Annotated in this window: 20 protein-coding genes; 13 read left to right on the top strand and 7 right to left on the bottom strand. The window is 64.1% G+C overall.

Annotated elements, in window-relative coordinates:
- The 3 genes from FYM52_RS12910 (at nucleotide 1) to groL (ending at nucleotide 2,796) form a co-directional block, all read left to right on the top strand.
- Nucleotides 1-450 carry an Rrf2 family transcriptional regulator gene (locus tag FYM52_RS12910; RefSeq protein WP_045266053.1) on the top strand — a complete coding sequence of 150 codons (450 nt, stop codon included), beginning with the start codon at nucleotides 1-3 and terminating at the stop codon, nucleotides 448-450.
- Nucleotides 451-759: 309 nt separating this feature from the next.
- On the top strand, nucleotides 760-1,050 hold the full coding sequence (gene groES / locus FYM52_RS12905; RefSeq protein WP_043381599.1) for a co-chaperone GroES: 291 nt from the start codon (nucleotides 760-762) through the stop codon (nucleotides 1,048-1,050).
- Between the two features lie 102 nt (nucleotides 1,051-1,152).
- Nucleotides 1,153-2,796: a chaperonin GroEL gene (gene groL, locus FYM52_RS12900; protein ID WP_154164388.1), complete on the top strand. Its 1,644-nt coding sequence runs from the start codon at nucleotides 1,153-1,155 to the stop codon at nucleotides 2,794-2,796.
- A gap of 142 nt (nucleotides 2,797-2,938) precedes the next feature.
- Here the strand turns inward: groL and pgi are convergent, their stop codons facing one another.
- The 3 genes from pgi to tal form a co-directional block, all read right to left on the bottom strand.
- Nucleotides 2,939-4,546, bottom strand: a complete 1,608-nt coding sequence (gene pgi / locus FYM52_RS12895) for a glucose-6-phosphate isomerase (RefSeq protein ID WP_370513845.1) — start codon at nucleotides 4,544-4,546, stop codon at nucleotides 2,939-2,941.
- A gap of 15 nt (nucleotides 4,547-4,561) precedes the next feature.
- Nucleotides 4,562-5,680, bottom strand: a complete 1,119-nt coding sequence (locus FYM52_RS12890) for a beta-ketoacyl-ACP synthase III (protein WP_045266050.1) — start codon at nucleotides 5,678-5,680, stop codon at nucleotides 4,562-4,564.
- Between the two features lie 178 nt (nucleotides 5,681-5,858).
- Nucleotides 5,859-6,806 (bottom strand): transaldolase, encoded by a 948-nt coding sequence (gene tal / locus FYM52_RS12885; RefSeq protein ID WP_154164386.1) that lies wholly within the window; start codon nucleotides 6,804-6,806, stop codon nucleotides 5,859-5,861.
- 178 nt (nucleotides 6,807-6,984) lie between these two features.
- Here tal and FYM52_RS12880 point away from each other — a divergent pair, with 178 nt between their 5' ends.
- Entirely contained in the window at nucleotides 6,985-7,833 is an 849-nt protein-coding gene (locus FYM52_RS12880) for a MurR/RpiR family transcriptional regulator (protein WP_043381622.1), read from the top strand.
- A 203-nt stretch (nucleotides 7,834-8,036) separates the two neighbouring features.
- On the opposite strand, the gene FYM52_RS12875 is transcribed toward FYM52_RS12880, so the two are convergent.
- The 3 genes from FYM52_RS12875 to FYM52_RS12865 all read right to left on the bottom strand — a co-directional run bounded on the left by FYM52_RS12875 (nucleotide 8,037) and on the right by FYM52_RS12865 (nucleotide 11,525).
- On the bottom strand, nucleotides 8,037-9,332 hold the full coding sequence (locus tag FYM52_RS12875) for a porin (protein ID WP_154164385.1): 1,296 nt from the start codon (nucleotides 9,330-9,332) through the stop codon (nucleotides 8,037-8,039).
- A gap of 194 nt (nucleotides 9,333-9,526) precedes the next feature.
- Nucleotides 9,527-10,630: a porin gene (locus FYM52_RS12870; protein ID WP_154164384.1), complete on the bottom strand. Its 1,104-nt coding sequence runs from the start codon at nucleotides 10,628-10,630 to the stop codon at nucleotides 9,527-9,529.
- Nucleotides 10,631-11,075: 445 nt separating this feature from the next.
- Nucleotides 11,076-11,525 (bottom strand): OsmC family protein, encoded by a 450-nt coding sequence (locus tag FYM52_RS12865; protein WP_154164383.1) that lies wholly within the window; start codon nucleotides 11,523-11,525, stop codon nucleotides 11,076-11,078.
- A gap of 384 nt (nucleotides 11,526-11,909) precedes the next feature.
- On the opposite strand from FYM52_RS12865, the gene ilvA reads away from it, so the two are divergent.
- The 9 genes from ilvA (at nucleotide 11,910) to FYM52_RS12820 (ending at nucleotide 19,427) form a co-directional block, all read left to right on the top strand.
- Nucleotides 11,910-13,469: a threonine ammonia-lyase, biosynthetic gene (gene ilvA, locus FYM52_RS12860; RefSeq protein WP_154164382.1), complete on the top strand. Its 1,560-nt coding sequence runs from the start codon at nucleotides 11,910-11,912 to the stop codon at nucleotides 13,467-13,469.
- Between the two features lie 163 nt (nucleotides 13,470-13,632).
- Nucleotides 13,633-14,448, top strand: coding sequence for an adenosylcobinamide-GDP ribazoletransferase (locus tag FYM52_RS12855; protein WP_154164381.1), 816 nt, complete (start codon nucleotides 13,633-13,635; stop codon nucleotides 14,446-14,448).
- A gap of 3 nt (nucleotides 14,449-14,451) precedes the next feature.
- Nucleotides 14,452-15,051, top strand: coding sequence for a histidine phosphatase family protein (locus tag FYM52_RS12850; RefSeq protein WP_154164380.1), 600 nt, complete (start codon nucleotides 14,452-14,454; stop codon nucleotides 15,049-15,051).
- A gap of 14 nt (nucleotides 15,052-15,065) precedes the next feature.
- Nucleotides 15,066-15,344: a DUF2164 domain-containing protein gene (locus FYM52_RS12845; RefSeq protein ID WP_043381647.1), complete on the top strand. Its 279-nt coding sequence runs from the start codon at nucleotides 15,066-15,068 to the stop codon at nucleotides 15,342-15,344.
- A gap of 149 nt (nucleotides 15,345-15,493) precedes the next feature.
- The gene (locus tag FYM52_RS12840; protein ID WP_045267674.1) at nucleotides 15,494-15,790 is read left to right on the top strand and encodes a hypothetical protein; all 297 of its coding nucleotides are present in this window, start codon (nucleotides 15,494-15,496) and stop codon (nucleotides 15,788-15,790) included.
- Between the two features lie 99 nt (nucleotides 15,791-15,889).
- The gene (locus FYM52_RS12835) at nucleotides 15,890-16,888 is read left to right on the top strand and encodes an LLM class flavin-dependent oxidoreductase (protein WP_202981140.1); all 999 of its coding nucleotides are present in this window, start codon (nucleotides 15,890-15,892) and stop codon (nucleotides 16,886-16,888) included.
- Nucleotides 16,889-16,908: 20 nt separating this feature from the next.
- Nucleotides 16,909-17,607: a YafY family protein gene (locus FYM52_RS12830; RefSeq protein WP_154164379.1), complete on the top strand. Its 699-nt coding sequence runs from the start codon at nucleotides 16,909-16,911 to the stop codon at nucleotides 17,605-17,607.
- Between the two features lie 179 nt (nucleotides 17,608-17,786).
- Nucleotides 17,787-18,425 carry a glutathione S-transferase family protein gene (locus FYM52_RS12825; RefSeq protein WP_154164378.1) on the top strand — a complete coding sequence of 213 codons (639 nt, stop codon included), beginning with the start codon at nucleotides 17,787-17,789 and terminating at the stop codon, nucleotides 18,423-18,425.
- A gap of 87 nt (nucleotides 18,426-18,512) precedes the next feature.
- Entirely contained in the window at nucleotides 18,513-19,427 is a 915-nt protein-coding gene (locus FYM52_RS12820; RefSeq protein ID WP_043381664.1) for a 5'-nucleotidase, read from the top strand.
- A 58-nt stretch (nucleotides 19,428-19,485) separates the two neighbouring features.
- On the opposite strand, the gene FYM52_RS12815 is transcribed toward FYM52_RS12820, so the two are convergent.
- Nucleotides 19,486-19,929 carry a hypothetical protein gene (locus FYM52_RS12815; protein ID WP_042414790.1) on the bottom strand — a complete coding sequence of 148 codons (444 nt, stop codon included), beginning with the start codon at nucleotides 19,927-19,929 and terminating at the stop codon, nucleotides 19,486-19,488.
- Nucleotides 19,930-19,976: the final 47 nt, after the last annotated feature.

The raw sequence follows: 19,976 nt of genomic DNA, 5'->3' as shown, positions 1-19,976 counted from the left end.
ATGCGCCTGACCACACTCACCGACTATGCGCTGCGGGTCCTGATCTACACCGGCGCCCACAGCGAGCGCCTGTGCACCATCAGCGAAATTGCCAAGGCCTTCGATATCTCGCAGGCCCACTTGATGAAAGTGTCCCAAGTGCTGGCGCAGCAAGGGTGGATCACCACGGTGCGCGGGAAAAACGGAGGCTTGCACCTGAGCAAATCCCCCCAGGAGATCCCGCTGGGGGCGGTGGTGCGCAGCATTGAACCCGACTTCAACCTCGTCGAATGCCTGGGCCCCAACAACCACTGCCGGCTGACCGGCGGCTGTGCGCTGACCTGCATCCTGAATGGGGCACTGAAGGCGTTTTGGCAGCACCTGGATTGCTACACGCTGGCCGATGTGATCGCCCGCCCCGGCTTGCCAGTCCTGGCGCAGTGGACCCAGCCCATCGCCATCAGCCGTTGACGCACCACGCTCCGAAACCTCGGCCCGCGGCAAGGGGCGCACCGCACAAAAATTCTCAAGTTGTTGTTTTGCAAAGAGTTTTTTGGGCAACCAACCTCGCCATCGGGTCCAGCGCCCCCCTGCACAGAGATTGCGTGACGTCAGCGAGGAACACCCACCCCTTGAAAGCCAAAATTTTTACCTTATTATTAGCACTCGATGGGGTTGAGTGCTAACAGCACCGTTCCACAGCTTTTTCAAGCCACCCTGCCCATTTGCGACAGCGTGGCGGACCTCTTCAACCTTGTTGATTGATACCTAGGAGATGTTATGAACCTGCGTCCTCTGCACGACCGCGTGATCGTCAAGCGCCTGGAAAACGAAACCAAGACCGCTTCGGGCATCTTTATCCCTGACAACGCCGCCGAAAAGCCTGACCAAGGCGAAGTGCTGGCTGTCGGCCCCGGCAAGCGCAACGACAAGGGCGAGCAAATCGCTCTGAACGTGAAGGTGGGCGATCGCGTGCTGTTCGGCAAGTACTCCGGCCAGACCGTCAAGATTGACGGCAACGAACTGCTGGTGATGAAGGAAGACGACCTGTTTGCGGTCGTTGAAAAGTAAATCGCACAGCGGTCCTCTTCAGAACTTTGAAATTTCATAGCTGCTAGCGCTTGATACACAAGAGCTAACAGCCAATTTGAACCAGATTTGTAGGAGCCAAAAATGGCAGCTAAAGACGTAGTATTTGGTGGCGAAGCACGTGCTCGCATGGTGGAAGGCGTGAACATCCTGGCCAACGCGGTCAAGGTGACACTGGGCCCCAAGGGCCGCAACGTGGTGCTGGAGCGCTCCTTCGGCGCCCCCACCGTGACCAAGGACGGCGTGTCCGTGGCCAAGGAAGTGGAACTGAAGGACAAGCTGCAAAACATGGGCGCCCAGCTCGTGAAGGAAGTGGCCTCCAAGACCAACGACATCGCCGGTGACGGCACCACCACCGCCACCGTGCTGGCCCAAGCCATCGTGCGCGAAGGCTCCAAGTACGTGGCCGCCGGTCTGAACCCCATGGACCTGAAGCGCGGCATCGACAAGGCTGTCGCCGCCCTGGTGGAAGAGCTGAAGAAGCAATCCAAGGCCACCACCACCTCCAAGGAAATCGCCCAGGTCGGCACCATTTCCGCTAACTCTGACTCCGACGTGGGCGAAATCATTGCCCAGGCCATGGACAAGGTCGGCAAGGAAGGCGTGATCACCGTGGAAGAAGGCAAGAGCCTGGCCAACGAACTGGATGTCGTGGAAGGCATGCAATTCGACCGCGGCTACCTGTCGCCCTACTTCATCAACAACCCCGAAAAGCAAGCCGCGATTCTGGACAACCCCTTCGTGCTGCTGTTCGACAAGAAGATCAGCAACATCCGTGACCTGCTGCCCACGCTGGAGCAAGTCGCCAAGGCCGGCCGTCCCCTGCTGATCATTGCCGAAGACGTCGAAGGCGAAGCCCTGGCGACCCTGGTGGTGAACACCATCCGTGGCGTGCTGAAGGTTGTGGCCGTGAAGGCCCCTGGCTTCGGCGACCGCCGCAAGGCCATGCTGGAAGACATCGCCATCCTGACAGGCGGCAAGGTCATCGCTGAAGAAGTGGGCCTGACCCTGGACAAGGTGACCCTGGAAGACCTGGGCCAAGCTGCCCGCGTCGAAATCGGCAAGGAAAACACCACCATCATCGACGGTGCTGGCCAGGCTAACGAAATCGAAGCCCGCGTCAAGCAAATCCGCATCCAGATCGAAGAAGCCACTTCCGACTACGACCGCGAAAAGCTGCAAGAACGCGTGGCCAAGCTGGCCGGCGGTGTGGCCGTGATCAAGGTGGGCGCTGCCACCGAAGTCGAAATGAAGGAAAAGAAGGCCCGCGTGGAAGACGCCCTGCACGCCACCCGCGCTGCCGTGGAAGAAGGCATCGTGGCCGGTGGTGGCGTGGCCCTGCTGCGCGCCAAGCAAGCCGTGGGTGCCCTGGCCACCGGTAACGTGGAGCAAGACGCCGGTATCAAGCTGGTGCTGGCTGCCGTGGAAGCGCCTCTGCGTGAAATCGTGGCCAACGCCGGTGGCGAGCCTTCGGTGGTGGTGAACGAAGTGTTGAAGGGCCAAGGCAACTTCGGCTTCAACGCTGCCAACGACACCTACGGCGACATGCTGGAAATGGGCATCCTGGACCCCACCAAGGTGACCCGCACTGCCCTGCAGAACGCCGCGTCCGTGGCTTCCCTGCTGCTGACCACCGAGTGCATGATTGCCGAAGCCCCCAAGGCTGAAGGCGCACCCGCCATGCCCGACATGGGCGGCATGGGTGGCATGGGCGGCATGGGCATGTAATTGCCCGGCTGCCCACCCCAGGCCCACGGGTCTGGGGAGTGCACACAAAAAAAGGCCGCTTGCGCGGCCTTTTTTCATGTCTGGGCGTTAAGAATCAAATCACGCTCTAACCCTTACCCCACGCGCGCAGAGCGCTCTGCTTTTAGTTACCGTGGCTGGGCGACGCTGCCAGCCGCTGCATCAGCGCCAAGGTGGAGGGGTCCACCCCGGCCCAGTCGTGGCTCTGCTGGCGGGCACGCAGCTCCTGCGCCAGCTTTTTGCCCAGCTCCACCCCCCACTGGTCAAAGCTGTTGATGCCCCAGACCGCACCCGCCACAAACACGCGGTGCTCGTACAGCGCAATCAAGGCCCCCAGCGATGCAGGGTCCAGCGCCTGCAGCAGCAAGAAGGTGCTCGGGCGGTTGCCCGGACAGTCACGCTCCGCCCCTTCGCCCTGGCGCCCCAGCATCAGGGCCTGGGCCTGGGCAATCGCATTGATCACCAGACTTTGGTGGTGGGCCCCCAGGTACTTGCCACCATCGCGCAGGGCGATGAATTCCACCGGGATCGTGTCCTGGCCCTGGTGCAGCATCTGGAAGAAGGCATGCTGGCCGTTGGTGCCGGGTTCGCCCCAGACCACGGGGGCCGTGGGCACCTCCAGCACCTGGCCATCGCGCGTGATGCGCTTGCCGTTGCTCTCCATCTCCAGCTGCTGCAGGTAGGCCGTCAAGCGGCGCAAGCCATGGCTGTAGGGGGCAATGCAGCGGCTGCCAAAGCCCAGGAAATCGCGGTTCCACACATCCAGCAAGCCCAGGCGCATCGGCAGATTGACCGCCGGGGCCGCGCTGAAGAAATGGGCATCCATGGCGTGTGCGCCCTGCAGCAGTTGGCGGAACTGCGCCGCGCCGATGGCCATCGCAATCGGCAGCCCAATCGCCGACCACAGCGAAAAGCGCCCGCCCACCCAGTCCCAGAAGCCCAGCGTGCGGCTGATGCCGAACTCGGCCGCGGCCTGGACGTTCGTCGTCAGCGCCACAAAGTGGCGGTCGATGCTGCAGGCGGCATCCGCATCGGCACTGCCGCCATGCGCCAGAAACCATGCCCGCGCGGAATGCGCATTCAGCATGGTCTCGGCCGTGGTGAAGGATTTGGACGCGATCAGGAACAGGGTGCTCTCAGGCCGGACGCGGCGCAGCACATGGCCCAGTTCATGGCCGTCGACGTTCGAGACAAAGTGGAACTGGGTGCCCGCATCGACCCAGTCCTCCAGCGCTTGCACCACCACTTCCGGGCCCAGGTGCGAGCCACCGATCCCGATGTTGACGACGTCGGTGATGCGCGCATCGGCCCGCACCTGCTCGGCCAGGTCCAGCATGGCCTCCAGGGTCTGGTGCACCTGCGCCAGGGCCTGCACCATGCCACCGCCCCACTGCTGCACCACGGGATGGTCGTGCAGCAGCCCCCCATCCTGCGGCGTGCGCAGCAGCCAGTGCATGACCGCGCGCTGCTCGCTGGCATTGATGGGCGCCCCCGACAGCATGGCGTCGCGCTGCTCGGTCACGCCACAGCTGTGCGCCAGATCGGCCAACAATTGCTCTGTCTGGGGCTGCCACAGATTCTTGGACAGGTCGGCGAACACATACGGCGCCTGCTGACTGAGCTGGCTCAAGCGCTCCGGGTGGTGCGCAAAGGCCTGGCGCAGGTCCAGGTGGCGGCCCTCACGGTCTGCATGCTGTTGAAGTTGCGCCCACTGTGGCGTCTGATTACACATCACCGACATAGCTCATCAACGCTTGCGCACCACCACGCTGCCCACCGAATAGCCGGCACCAAATGAACAGATCACCCCCAGGTCGCCCGCCACCAGATCCTGGCGGTGCTGGTGGAAGGCGATGATGGAGCCGGCCGACGCCGTGTTGGCAAATTCGTTCAGGATCAGGGGTGCGCGATCTTCACTGGCTTCGCCCACCAGCTTTTTCAGCACCAGCTGGTTCATGCCCAGATTGGCCTGGTGCAGCCAGAAGCGGCGCACGCCCGCAGGGTCATGGCCCAGCTGCGCCAGATGGGCCTCGATGTGCGCCGCCGCAATCGGCACCACTTCCTTGAAGACTTTGCGCCCCTCCTGCCGGAACGTCTTGTCGCGCGCCTGCGGATCGCTGTCTTCGCTGCGGTTCATGAAACCGAAATTGTTGCGGATGTTGTTGGAGAACTGGGTCGCCAGGCGCGTGCCCTGCACCTCCCAGACATCGGCCGCAGTGGCCGTGTCGGCACGTTCAATGACGATGGCCGTGCACACGTCGCCAAAGATGAAGTGACAGTCGCGGTCCTTCCACTCCAGGTGGGCCGAGGTGATCTCGGGATTGACCACCAGCACACAGCGCGCGCTGCCACTGCGCACGGCATTGACCGCCTGCTCCAGGGCAAAGGTGGCGGACGAGCAGGCCACGTTCATGTCGAAGCCATAGCCTCCCGCGCCCAGGGCATGCTGGATCTCGATCGCCATCGCAGGATAGGCGCGCTGCATGTTCGACGCTGCACACAGCACCATGTCGACATCGGCCCCGGTTTTTCCGGCCTGCTGCAAGGCCTGGCGCGCGGCATCCACCGCGATCTCGGCCATCAGCGAGAGCTGATCGTCGGCACGCTCCGCAAAGCGCGGGTGCATGCGCTGGGGGTCGAGCACACCGGATTTCTCCATCACATAGCGGCGCTGAATGCCGGAGGCCTTCTCGATGAACTCGACGCTGGAGTGCTGCAGCGGTGCACGTGCGCCGGACTCGATGTCTGCGGCGTGGCGGGCATTGTCCAGGTCCACGTAGCGATTGAAGGCCTCGACCAGCTCCGCATTGGTGATGGTGTAGGGGGGCTGAAACAAACCCGTGCCACTGATAACGGCTGAATGCATGAATGAGGTTTCCGGTGACCGGGCCTGGTGAGGCCCGGTGTGTGAATGTGATACGTTGAGCTGCCAGCACAAGCCTGGATACGTCGTCGCGGTGCCTAGTCGTACGGAAGTACTGCCTGCGGCTTCGCGCCCCGTCTCCACTGCCCATCTCCACTGGGCGGGGTCATGTTCGCCGCGCTCAGTGCGCGCGGATCAGTTGCTCCAGTTTGGCGGTATCGACGGCAAAGGCACGAATGCCTTCGGCCAGCTTTTCCGTGGCCATGGCGTCTTCGTTGAGTGCATAGCGAAAACCGGCTTCGTCGTAGTGCACGGCTTGCAGCTCGGCGTGCCGTGCCTGCTGCGCATCCAGTGCCCGCGCGACCGGCGCCGTGTTCTGGCTCAGTTGCTCCAGCAGCTCCGGGGCAATCGTCAGCAGGTCACAGCCGGCCAGCGCCACAATCTGCCCGGTATTGCGAAAGCTGGCGCCCATGACTTCGGTGGCAATGCCAAAGTGCTTGTAATAGTCATAGATGGCACGCACGGAGCGCACCCCGGGATCGTTCGCGCCGGCCATTGCCGCCTCATCCCACTGCGCTCCGGCCTGCTTCTTGTACCAGTCATAGATGCGCCCCACAAAGGGCGAAATCAATTGCACCTTGGCCTGCCCGCAGGCAATCGCCTGAACCTTGGAAAACAACAAGGTCAGGTTGGTGTGGATGCCGCGCAGCTCCAGCTGGCGCGCCGCCTCGATCCCTTCCCAGGTGGCCGCAATCTTGATCAGCACCCGGTCTATGTGCACCCCGGCCGCCTGGTACAGCTCAATCAGCCGTTCCGCACGCACCACCGTGGCCGCCGTGTCGAAGGACAAGCGCGCGTCCACCTCGGTGGAGACACGGCCGGGCACCACCGACAGGATTTCACAGCCAAAACGCACCAGCAACCGGTCGATCACCTCCGCCAGGTCGGCCTGGGGAAAGCGCTGCACGGTCTCGGCCAGCAACGGCTGGTACGCGGGCTGCTGGACCGCCTTCAATATCAGCGACGGATTGGTGGTGGCGTCCCGGGGGCGGAACTGCGCCAATTGTTGGAAGTTGCCGGTATCCGCCACCACGGTGGTGTACTGCTTCAGTTGTTCAAGCTGGTTCATCTTGTCTCTGCTGTTTTCCTGGTGTTCGTACGGTGGAACGCATCGCCAAACCCCAAGTGTAGTGCCGGCCTCACAGACATCCGCCTGTCACAATGACCCAAGGCACGATGGTTTGTTGCAAGTGGCGGAAAATCGCAGCTTTTGGTGCACTGCGCGCCACCACACAAGGACTGTTTGCATGCTGGACCGGATTTCTGCCTCTTTGCCTTCGCTCGCACCTGCGGAGCAGCGGGTCGGGAAATTGGTGCTGGAAGACCCCCACCGCTTTGCACGTCTGCCGGTGCGCGAACTGGCGGAGCGGGCCCATGTCAGCAAACCCACGGTGGTGCGCTTTTGCCGCAGCATGGGCTATGACGGACTGGCGGATTTCAAGCTCAAGCTGGCCGGCAATGTCGCTGAAGGCGTGCCCTTTGTGCACCGCAGCGTGGATGTGGATGACAAGACCTCCGATGTCCTGGTCAAGGTGATCGACAACTCCGTCGCCGCCTTCCTGCAGTACCGCAACGCCGCCAACCCCGCCGCCATCGAGCAGGCGGTGAACGCCATCACCAGCACCTGGCAGCGCAAGCAGCGCCTGGAGATTTACGGCGTGGGCAACTCCGGCGTGGTGGCCCAGGATGCACAGCACAAGTTCTTTCGCCTCGGCATCAGCAGCCAGGCCACCAGCGACACCCACATCCAGACCATGGGCGCCACCATGCTGCGCCCCGGTGACTGCCTGATCGTCATCTCCAACTCCGGACGCACGCGGGAGCTGGTGGACGTGGCCCACATTGCCCGCCACCAGGGCGCCACCGTCATCGCCATCACCTCCAGCCACACCCCGCTGTCGGACTCCAGCCACATCCTGCTGGCAGCCGACAACCTGGAAGGCTCCGATCTCTACAGCCCCATGGCCTCGCGCCTGCTGCACCTGCTGATCATCGACATTCTGGCCACCGCCGTGGCCTTGAAAATGGGCGACGGCCTGGCGCACAACCTGCAAAACCTGCAGAACCAGTTGCAACAAAAGCGCTATGGCATCTGAAACTGCAGCTACTAGCAAAAAAATGAGCGTACTGCGCCTGCAATTCAAGACTTCCAAAGACTAAACACTTTGAATTCAACACTACGCCATCGCCAGCAGCTTTGTTTTTCATAGCTGAACCAATCCGTCGACGCTACCCTCAGACCTTGGCAGGCACAAAAAAACCGGCATGGCTGCCGGTTTCGGATGCAAGCCTCAGACCATCAGAAGCGATGGCGCAGGCCCACGGTAAAGCCGGTGCGGCTGCGGGCGCCGCTGGTGTTGTCCAGCACCGTACCCTGCCCACCGCTGATGCTAGTGCGGTCAATCGCCAGGTACGCATCCGTGCGCTTGCTGAAGGCATAGTCGGCCGCAGCCACCACAAAGTTGGCCGTGCTGTTGAAGTTGCCCGACACGGAACCGGTCTGCTTGCCGCGGAAGTAATGCATGCCCAGGTTCAGTTGCGGCGTGATTTGGTAACCAAAACCCACCTTGAACAACTGGCGCTTGTCCGCATCACCCGACTGGAATCCGCCATTGGTCTGGCCCGACCAGTAGGCATTCAACAAAGCGCGGTCAATCGAGAGTTGCATGGCAGCAGGGCTCAAAGGATTCGCTGGGGTGCTCGCAAACTTGGCTTTGTTCAAGCCATAACCCGCATTGAAGTACCAGGGACCGGTACGGTAAGAGCCACCCAGCGTCCAGGCATCCACATCTGTTCCTGTAGGCAGCTCCGTGCGCAAATAGCCACCACCCAACGAAAGGCCATCGGCCGAATAGCGCAGGTAACCGCCGACCGTCCTCACAGCGCCTCCCGCCAGCGTGCCAATCGTCTGCGGGCCAATCAATGCCGTCGCCGCGGCGCTTGCAGCTGCAGCCGCTTGGGCGGCAGTCCCACCGCCCATCAGGGTATTCATATAGGCAGTTTGCGCGGCACCCGAGGCTTGATTGGCGGTTGCCGCACCGTCATTAGCTTCCTTGAACGAGTACTGCACAGCACCCACCCACTTGCGGTCAGGCGTAGCGATCAGATACTTCAGCATATTGCTGGTCCGTGCGCCCATCGCCATGCCCAACTCGGGCTTGTAAGCATCCATGTAAGGTGAATAGGGGAAAGAGGCATACGTGCTGGTCACCACATCGAACAGCACATTCCACTGGCGCCCCATGGTCAGGCGCCCATAGGGACCTTGTAGGCCGACATAAGCCAATTGGAAAAATGGCGCGGTGGCGTCCTTGTCACCGGTATCGGTATTGAAACGGTGCTCCAACTCAACCAAGGCCTTGGAGCCACCACCGAGATCTTCCTCGACCTTGATGCCCCAGCGACTTTGCGACATGCCGCCACCAATCATTTTGGTCAACCCGCTTTGGTCTTTTCCTTCGTTGGTGGTGTGGCGCACCGCCGCATCCACAATCCCCCACAGCTCCACCTTGCTGGCACCCGTTGCTTGGGCCATGGCAGGCATGGCACTTGCACACAACACAGTAGCAGCCACCGCGACGATTTTCTTTTGCATCTGCTTGTCTCCTTGAAGTGAATATTCGATTCAGGATGCAAGCCCATTCTAGAAAAGCACCATCGTTCGATTTCCTCTTTTCGCACGAAAACCACGCTCGTTTTCCCCCGCAATTCGTCGCACACAAACGCAAAAAGCCAGCCCGAAGGCTGGCTTTTTTATCTAAACAAAACTGAGGCTAGCTCAGCTTCATATTAGAAAGCGTGGCGGATACCCACTTGAACAGCATGTTGCTTTTCGCCGTCTTTCAGAGCTACATCAGAGCTCAGACGTACGTTAGCACCATCCTTGTTCTTGATGTAAGCGTAGGTGCCGTACACAGCAGTACGCTTGGACATGTTGTGTACATAGCCCAGAGCAAACTGGTCTGCCTTCTCCTTAGCTGCACCAGCTTCGTTGATTTCGTAGCGGTTGTAAGAAGCCTTCACTTCACCAGCTGCGCCCACAGGAGCGGATACGCCAACGTAGTAACCTTTGGTCTTGTCCTTGTCGCCGCCGATGCTGTACTTAGCTTCTGAATTGCGGTAGGCAGCAGCCAGCTTCGCCACGCCGAAATTGTAAGAGCCACCCAAGCTCCATGCATTCACGTCGAACGCATTTGCACCAACACCGGTATTCTCACCGTCATTGCGACGCTCCAGACCCAGACCCAGGCTCAGAGGACCGTTGTCATAGGTCAGACCAGCGCCCATGTAGCTGCTAGCGCTGTTGGAGGACTTGGCAGTTTGTGCGTCTTTGTCTTCACCAAAACCGTAGTTCACGTTGGCACGGAAACCGCTGAAGTCAGGCGACAGATAAGTCACCATGTTGCTCACGCGCTGGGTTGTGGAGTCACCGTTTACACCAGCGTCAGCCCACAACTTGGAAGCACCAAAGCCCACTTGACCGAACACATCGTAACGGGCGGTAGCGTTCCAAGCAGCAGTCAGTTCACGACCCATGCGAACTTCACCGAAGTTGCCCGACAGACCTACGGTAGCGCGGCGCTTGAAAGCCAGTGCATCAGACTCTTTTTCACCAACGCCAGCCTTGGAATAGCCAGACTTGCCCGAACCGTTGTCAGCCAAGATGCCAGCTTCCAACCAGAAGTTAGCCTTCAGACCACCACCCAGGTCTTCCACGCCGCGGAAGCCCAGACGGCTGGTTTGGTTGCCGCCAGAGTTCAGACCAGACCAGTTATCTTGGCCGTTCACATAAGACACAGCGTTGTCAACAACGCCGAACACGGTCACGGAAGATTGTGCGAAAGCAGCGCCGGAAACAGCAACAGCTGCCAAAGCGATCAGGGATTTCTTCATTTGATACTCCAAGGTTTGTTGAAGGCACGTAGCGGTTTCATCTGACTTTGTAACAAGCCCGTTACCGCCAAGCGCGCCAACCTCCTGGTGGGGAAGTTGGGGGTTATTGCACCAGACTGGACTGCCTTGCGCAAAGAAATTCCCCTCCACAAGGCAAAAAACGCCGTTTTCTGTTGCCCCGATGCAACATGCCCCGGCGAACACTGCAGCTACGCACCCATATCGCACGCTGGAAATGCGCACGGTGCTCTTGGAAAATCTCGCTTGCACCTAAAGCGATTACTCACATTTCACAACCCACTAGCTGTCGAACATTTCGCACGCGATCCATCTGCCCGCGCTTTACGTACTGCCAGCATGCTGTGATTAGGCGCCGTTCCATAAAAAAAGCGCCACTTAGGCGCTTTTGCTGCATGGTTGGCTGCATGAAGATAGGGCAAAGGATTTAAACCTCCACCAGCTCAAAACTGGTGGTGATTGCAGCCGTCTTGCCCAGCATGATGCTGGCCGAGCAGTACTTCTCGTGGCTCATGGCGATCGCGCGCTCCACGGCGGCAGCGGGCAAGGCCTTGCCGGTCACGGTGAAGTGCATATTGATTTTGGTGAACACCTTGGGCTCCAGCTCGGCCCGCTCGGCCTGCAGCTTGACGGAGCAGCCGCGCACGTCGTGCCGGCCGCGCTTGAGGATCAGCACCACGTCGTAGGCCGTGCAACCGCCGGTACCGGCCAGCAGGGCCTCCATCGGGCGCGGCGCCAGGTTCTGCCCGCCATTGGCCGGGGTGCGCTCATCGGGCGCACCATCCATGGCCAGCACGTGGCCGCTGCCGGTTTCCGCGATAAAGCCCATGCCCGAGCGGGTTCCTGCCGCGCCGGTCCAGCTGACTGTGCATTCCATGTTCATTTTCTCCTTGCTTCACGCAGTCATTGAGTGGGGTGTTCCGCCCAACAGAATTGCAGCACACAAACCTGAATGTTCAGAAAACCCTGAAATCTTGTTGCAACGCAGCATTATCCAGGCTACAATGCGCGCCATGCGTTGGATCGCCGAGGTTTTCACCCGCGATGCCCACAGTGGCGTGGTCTACTGTAGCGCACCAGTTGTCTCCTCCACCTCCTCTAACGGTGGATTCAGCCCCAAGCCTCTCGGTTTGGGGCTTTTTTTTGCCTGGCGATGCCTGTCATCCAGCTCCGCCATGACGTGCTCCAGGGTGAATGCCTATGATGGACCCCCTTGGAATGGCCCGGCACTCATGCCCGCGCCAGACCTGGTTTGCCGCATATGACCACTACCAAGCACCTCACCCCCTTTGACTACCTGACCAAGATCCTGACGGCCCGTGTCTACGACGTGGCCGTGGAGTCGGACCTGGAGCCCGCCAAGAACCTCAGCCGCCGCCTGCACAACAAGGTGCTGCTGAAGCGCGAGGACCAGCAGCCCGTGTTCAGCTTCAAGCTGCGGGGCGCCTACAACAAGATGGCCAACCTGTCGCCCGAGCAGCTGCAGCGCGGCGTGATCTGCGCGTCGGCCGGCAACCACGCCCAGGGCGTGGCCCTGGGGGCCAAGAAACTGGGCTGCCGCTCGGTGATCGTGATGCCCACGACCACACCCCAGGTCAAGATCGATGCCGTCCAGGCCCTGGGCGGCGAGGTGGTGCTGGCCGGCGACAGCTACTCCGACGCCTACAAGCACGCCGTCAAGCTGCAAAAGACCGAAGGCCTGACCTTTGTGCACCCGTTTGACGATCCGGACGTGATCGCCGGCCAGGGCACCATCGCCATGGAAATGCTCAGCCAGCTGCAAAAGCTGGGCAGCCCGCGCCTGGATGCGGTGTTCGTGGCGATTGGCGGCGGCGGTCTGATCAGCGGCGTGGCCAACTACATCAAGGCCGTGCGCCCCGAGATCAAGGTCATCGGCGTGCACACCAAGGACTCCAATGCCATGCTGCAGTCCGTGCAGTCCGGGCAACGCGTGGAGCTGCCCGACGTGGGCCTGTTTGCCGACGGCACGGCCGTGAAGCTGGTGGGCGAAGAGACCTTCCGCATCGCCAAGGACCTGGTGGACGACTATGTGGTGGTCGACACCGACGCCGTCTGCGCCGCCATCAAGGACATCTTTGTCGACACACGCTCCATCGTCGAGCCGTCGGGCGCCCTGGCCGTGGCCGCCATCAAGCAGTACGTGGCCAAGCACAAGACCAAGGGAGAGACCTACGCCGCCATCCTGTGCGGTGCCAACATGAACTTCGACCGCCTGCGCTTCGTGGCCGAGCGCGCCGAGGTGGGCGAGGAGCGCGAAGCCCTGTTCGCCGTGACCATCCCCGAGGAGCGCGGCAGCTTCAAGCGCTTTTGCGAGGTGGTGGGCAAGCTGCCCGGCGGCCCACGCAGCGTGACCGAGTTCAACTACCGCATCAGCCACCAGAACAAGGCCCATGTCTTCGTCGGCCTGACCACGCCGACCAAGGGTGAGTCCGAGAAGATCACCAAGAACTTCCACAAGCACGGTTTCGAGGCGCTGGACCTGACCTTCGACGAAATGGCCAAGGAACACCTGCGCCACATGGTCGGCGGCCATTCGCCCCTGGCGCAGGACGAACGCCTGCTGCGCTTCGTCTTCCCCGAGCGCCCCGGCGCCCTGTTCAAGTTCCTGAGCCTGATGGCGCCGACCTGGAACATCTCGCTGTTCCACTACCGCAACCAGGGCGCGGACTATGGCCGCATCCTGGTCGGCATGCAGGTGCCGGCCAAGGACAGCAAGAAGTTCGACACCTTCCTCAAGCAGCTGGGTTACCCCTGGGTGGAGGAAACCGACAACCCGGCCTACCAGTTGTTCCTGAAGTAACGCGCCCCGGGCGGGGCGGGCTCCGGTGGGGCAACCACCACCCCGCCCGCCGGCGCACGGCCCCGCAGGCCCCTACCCACCGGCACCGCCTGCGGATTGGGCATGTTTTTGGCACTTGGCGCGCATGCAACAAGCGCCAGCAGCTCTACTTTTCATACCTTTCATGCAGCCTCTGCGCCACTTCCTGCTGGCCCTCCAGTTCTTCAGCCGCATCCCCGTGACCGGCCGCCTGGCGGCCTGGGTGGGCTGGAGCCCGGCCCTGCAGCGCGCCAGTGCCGGCCACCTGCCGGGCGTGGGCTGGCTGGTCGGCCTGGTCGCCGCCGCCGTGGTGCTGGCCTGCCATTACGCCCTGGCCACGCACCCCATGCTGCCGTGGGTGGCAGCGGTGCTCAGCACGGCGGCCACGCTGTGCGTGACGGGCGGTTTCCACGAAGACGGGCTGGCCGATGTGGCCGATGGCCTGGGCGGCCACCTGCCCGCCGAGCGGGCGCTGGAAGTGATGAAAGACTCGCGCCTGGGCGCCTATGGCGCCATGGCGCTGTGCCTGGGCCTGCTGGCCAAGGTGGTGTTCGTAGCCCTGCTGGTGCAGATCGACGTGGCCGCCGCGGCCCTGCTGCTGTGCGGCGTGCACGTGCTGTCGCGCGCCGCGCCGCTGGTGCTGATGCGCACCCTGGCGCATGTCAGCAAGCCGGACGCCTCCAAAACCCTGCACATCGCGGGCAGCCCGCTGGGCTGGGGCGGTGTGCTGACCGGGCTGCTGTGGTGCTTGCCGGCGCTGGCGGCGGTGTACGTCTACCTGGGCCACGCCACCGTGCTGGCCCTGCTGCTGACGGGGGCCGTGGTCACCGCCTACCTGGGCTGGCGCTTCCAGCGCCGCCTGGGCGGCATGACGGGTGACTGCCTGGGCGCCACCCAGCAGCTGTGCGAGCTGGCCATGCACCTGGTCGCCGGCCTGCTGCTGGCCCAGTACGTGCTCTGAACCATGGCCGCCCCCGCCCTCTGGCTGCTGCGCCACGCCCAACCGCTGATTGCCCCCGGCGTCTGCTACGGCCAGCTGGACGTGCCGGCCGACCCGCAGCACACCCTGCAGGCCGCCCTGCGCGCGGGCGCGGCGCTGCCCCGGCAGGCCGTCGTGCGCCATTCGCCCCTGCAAAGGTGTGAGCAGCTGGCCCACGCTCTGCAAGCGCCAGAGGCACTTTTGGAGCCCGATGCGCGCCTACAGGAAATGCATTTCGGCCGCTGGGAAGGCCAGGCCTGGAGCACCATCACCCGCCCCGAACTGGACGCCTGGGGCCAGGACCTGTACCACACCGCCCCCGGTGGCGGCGAAAGCCTGGCCGCCATGCTGCAGCGCGTGTCCAGCGCCTTGCAGTACAGCTGGGCGCAGGACAGCCGGCACGGCCAGCGCGACGTGGTCTGGGTCACGCACGCTGGCGTGATCCGCTGCGTGCAGTGGCTGCTGCAATACGGCCATGCCCAACCCCGCGCCCAGGACTGGACCCTGCCCGCCCCTGCCTTCGGCGAGTGGCTGCGCCTGCCGCTGGCCGGCATGGCCACCACCGTGCGGACCCTGCAATCCTGAACCCTGTCCAGCCCATGCCGATCACCTTGCCCGACACCACGCAGCAGCAGGCCGTGGCCTCCATCGAACGCTATTTCCGCGAACACATGGACGAGCCCATCGGCAACGTCGCCGCCGCCGGCCTGCTGAAGTTCTTCCTGGCAGAGATCGCCCCGCTGGCCTACAACCAGGGCGTGGCCGACGCCCAGGCCCAGATGCAGCAGCGCGTGGCCGAGATCGACATCGACGTGCACCAGGAGGCCTTCACCTTCTGGCAAGCACGCCCACGCACGCGCCGCGGTCAGGGAGACTGACGCCGGCGGTGGACCAGGCACGACGCCACAGGCCCTACCGTCGGACGACGACCAGGCGCAGCAACGGCGCACCCGTAGCCGCTAGGGCGGCAGCCGGTGCCGCATAACCTGCCGGCGCCGGGGTCATGCGCAAGCTGCACAATGAACGCATGTTTGAATCCCTGCGTACCTGGGCCACCCCCTACGGTGGCGATGTCTTCCTCTACATCAGCGTGCTGGCCGTGGCCAGCGTGGTGGGCCTGCAGCTGTACAAGCAGCGGCTCAGCAGCTTCACGCTGCAGCGCTTCATCCGACTGGGCGCGCTGATTGCCCTGCCGCTGACCATCATCGCCATGGAAATGGGCGAGCAGCACTGGGGCATCGCCGTGGTCGCCATCGTCTGGGCCGTGGCCGTGGCCATCATCAGCAAGAACGCCGTGGCCCTGCGCAAAGACAGCAAAAAGTGAGCTGACAGCGCTGGTTTTTTGCGGCTTTTCGATGCTTTTCCATTTGAAATCCGCCTGCAGCCTGCGCTGAACGCTTCGGTTTGAAGAGTGGAGTTCCCCATGCATTTCAAGACACCGCGCCTGTCCATGCTGGACCTGGTGGCCGTGCGCGAAGGCGGCACGGTGCGCCAGGCGCTGGACATTGCCGTGCAGACCGCACAAAAGGCCGAGGCCCTGGGCTTTGCCCGCTACTGGCTGGCCGAGCACCACAACATGCCGGGCATCGCCAGCTCCGCCACGGCGGTGCTGATCGGCCACATCGCCGGCCAGACCACGCGCATCCGCGTCGGCTCGGGCGGCATCATGCTGCCCAACCACCCGCCCCTGGTCGTGGCCGAAGCCTTCGGCACCCTGGCCGAGCTGTACCCGGGCCGCATCGACCTGGGCCTGGGCCGCGCGCCCGGCACGGATGGCGCCACCATGCGCGCCCTGCGCCGGGACCGTGTCGAGACCGAGGAGGACTTCCCGCGCGACGTGGCCGAGCTGCAGCGCCTGCTGGGCCCCGCCGACCCGAACGCGCGCATCAGCGCCACCCCCGGCACCGACACCCACATTCCCATCTGGCTGCTGGGCTCCAGCCTGTATTCCGCCCAGCTGGCCGCCATGAAGGGCCTGCCCTACGCCTTCGCCTCGCACTTTGCACCGCGCTTCCTGCACCAGGCGATTGCGCTGTACCGCCAGCTGTTCCGCCCCTCGGCCGTGCTGGGCAAGCCGTATGTCATGGTCGGCGTGCCCGTGGTGGCCGCGCCCACCGATGCCGAGGCACAGTTCCTGGCCACCAGCACCCAGCAGCGCGTGCTGGGCATCCTGACCGGCCAGCGCGGCAAGCTGCCCCTGCCCGTCGAAGGCTTCCTGCAACAGCTGGGCCCGCGCGAGCAGGCCGCCATCCAGGACTTCCTGGCGCTGGCCGTGGTCGGCGGCCCCGAGACCGTGCGCCAGGGCTTTGCACAAATCCAGCAGAACACCGAGGCGGACGAGCTGATCCTGGTCACCGACATCCACAACCCCGCGCTGCGCCTGCGCAGCTTGGAAATCAGCGCCCAGGCCCTGGCGGGCTGACGCCCCTTCAGCGCCCCGCCATGAGCCGCTCCGCCCGCCTGCTGCAGCTGCTGGACCAGCTGCGCCGCGCGCGCCAGCCACAGACCGGGCCAGCCCTGGCCCAGGCGCTGGGCATCAGCCTGCGCACCCTGTACCGCGACATTGCCACGCTGCGCGAACAGGGCGCGGCCATCGCCGGCGAACCCGGCATGGGCTACGAGATGCGCCCGGGCTTTGTGCTGCCGCCGCTGATGTTCACCCCGGATGAGCTGGAGGCCCTGCTGCTGGGCGCGCGCTGGGCCAGCCAGCAGGCCGACCCCGCACTGGCCCAGGCCGCCCAGACCGCGCTGGACCGCGTGCGCAGCGCCTTGCCGCTGGAGCTGCGCATCGAGGTGGACACCAGCGGGCTGCTGGTGCCCGCCATGGACCGCGCCGACGCCCCGACCGAGCCCTGGCAAACGCCGCTGCGCCACGCCATCCGCCACCAGCGCAAGATCGTGCTGCACTACCGCGATGAGAAAGGCCAGCCCAGCGAACGCTGCATCTGGCCGTTTGCCATGGCCTTCTTTGACCGCCACCACGTGCTGGCCGCCTGGTGCGAGCTGCGCCAGGATTTCCGGCACTTCCGCGCCGACCGCGTGCGCTCGGTCACGGCGCTGTCCGAGCGCTACCCGGAACCCCGCGCCCACCTGATCGAGCGCTGGTCGCGCCAGCTGTGCAGCCGCACCGACCGCAGCTGACACGGCCCAGGCAGATGCACCCGGCGCTGTCCGCCGCAGCGGCCACGCAGCGCCCATGGCAGGGCGGCCCGGGCACCTTCCACGCCCCCACGGCCGCGCTGCACTGCTGACAGAAACTGTCAGCAGGCCTGCCTACAGTCGCGGCCATGGCGCTGTTGCCATGTGTTGCCCCCTCTGTCATGACCCCTCACGCCCCTGCCCTGCACCTGTTCTTCCACCCCCACTCGCGCGCCGCCATGGTGCGCTGGATGCTGGAGGAATGCGGCGCCCGCTATGCCCTGACGCGGCTGGAATTCGGTGCCGACATGAAGTCACCCGGCTATCTGGCCCTCAACCCCATGGGCAAGGTGCCCACGCTGCTGCACGGCGACACCGTCATCACCGAAACGGCCGCCATCGTGGCCTACCTGGCCGAGCTGTTTCCCGAGCAGCAACTGGCCCCCGCCCCGGGCAGCGCGCTGCGCGGCAGCTATTACCGCTGGATGTTCTACCTGGCAGGGCCTGCCGATGCCGCGCTGACCGCACAGCACCTGGGCCACCTGGCCGACCAGACGCCCGAGCACGCCTCCATGGCCGGCTACGGGCGCCTGGAGGACGTGGTGGAAACACTGCGCCAGGCCGTGGCCGGCCGGCGCTACCTGTGCGGCGACCAGTTCACGGCGGCCGACCTGCTGATGGTCAGCTACCTGCGCTGGGGGCACACGATGAAGCTGCTGCCGCCGCTGCCCGAGTTCAGCGCCTACAGCCTGCCGCTGCTGGACCGCCCGGCGTCCTTGCGCGCCCTCGCGCTCAACGAGGCCGAGCTGCCCACGGCCTGAGGCCCGGCCCTGGAGCGGCGCGCCGGCCGGCGCCGGACATTCCCCGCTACCATGGTGGCCATGCCTGCCTCCACCGACTGATCCCACATGGCCGTCAGCCTCCACGACCAACTGGTTGTTGCCATCTCCTCGCGCGCCCTGTTCAACTTTGAAGAGGAGAACCAGGTCTTCAACCAGGACCCGGGCGCCTACCAGCAGTTGCAGCGCGAGCGGCTGGACCTGCCCGCGCCGCCGGGCGTGGCCCTGCCCCTGGTGCGCAAGCTGCTGGCCTTCAACCAGGGCGACCGGCGGCGGGTCGAGGTGGTGGTGCTGTCGCGCAACGACCCGGTCAGCGGCATGCGCGTGTTCCGCAGCGCCAAGGCCCATGGGCTGGACAGCATCCAGCGCGGTGTGTTCACGCAGGGGCGCGACCCGTTCGGCTACCTGCGCCCGCTGGGCGCCCACCTGTTTCTGTCGGCCAACGCGGCCGATGTGACCCAGGCGCTGAACCTGGGCTACCCCGCCGCCCGCGTGCTGACGGAATCGGCCGACGCCAGCAGCGCCCACCCGCAGGAAGTGCGCATCGCCTTCGACGGTGATGCGGTGCTGTTCTCGGACGAGGCCGAGCGCGTCTACCAGGCCGAGGGGCTGGACGCCTTCCTGCGCCACGAGGTCGAGCATGTGGCGCAACCCCTGCCCGATGGCCCCTTCAAGCCCCTGCTGGCAGCCTTGCACCGCCTGCAGCAAGCCGCCCAGGGTGGCGAGACCGGCGGCATGCGCCTGCGCACGGCCCTGGTCACGGCCCGCAGCGCGCCCGCGCACGAGCGCGCCATCCGCACGCTGATGGACTGGCAGATCGAAGTGGATGAGGCCATGTTCCTCGGCGGCCTGCCCAAGGGGGAGTTCCTGCGCGAATTCGCACCGGACTTCTTCTTCGACGACCAGACCGGCCATGTCCAGTCAGCCAGCGCCCACGTGCCTGCGGGCCATGTGCGCAGCGGCATCGCCAACGCCACACCCTGACTGGCGCAGCCATGAAAAAGCCACCTGACGGTGGCTGATGGGGTGGACGCCGGGGTGCTTACAGACCGCCGGTGCGCTTGACCTTGGGCTCGGCGTAGGTCAGTGGCTCGGTGCGCACCTGCAGCATGTTGCGCTCCTGCTGGTCGGTCTTCTGCGCTTCCTGGGCCGCTTCCACCGCCATCGCGCTGGCGCGCCACATCGACTGGATGTGCTCGATCAGCTGCTTGTAGATGGGCTCCTTGGGTGGCTCCTGCTCTTCTTCCTTGACCTTCTTCTCCTGCACCTCGGTCCAGTCGCGGTCTTCCAGGCTCTTGTCCGAGGGCTTTTCCGGACTCTTGATGGTGACGGTCACGCCCTCACCCAGCTTGTCCGCGGACTCCACGGCATTCACCGCGTGCACAGGGCGCACCGCAGCCGGCCCCGACGCACCTGTGGAGTACAGATTGGCACCCTGGGTGTTGGTCCACTGGATGGGAGTACGTTCTACAGGTGGTATTGACATGGCGAGACCCTCGATTCACGGAATAAAAGCGGCGGCAAAAACAGGTT

It is taken from the genome of Comamonas sp. CAH-2, from assembly GCF_009668305.1.
In the GTDB taxonomy this organism is placed as follows: Bacteria; Pseudomonadota; Gammaproteobacteria; order Burkholderiales; family Burkholderiaceae_C; genus Comamonas; species Comamonas aquatica.
Note: the sequence above shows the minus strand (reverse complement) of the source record. Positions and strands in the feature narration are given on the sequence as shown.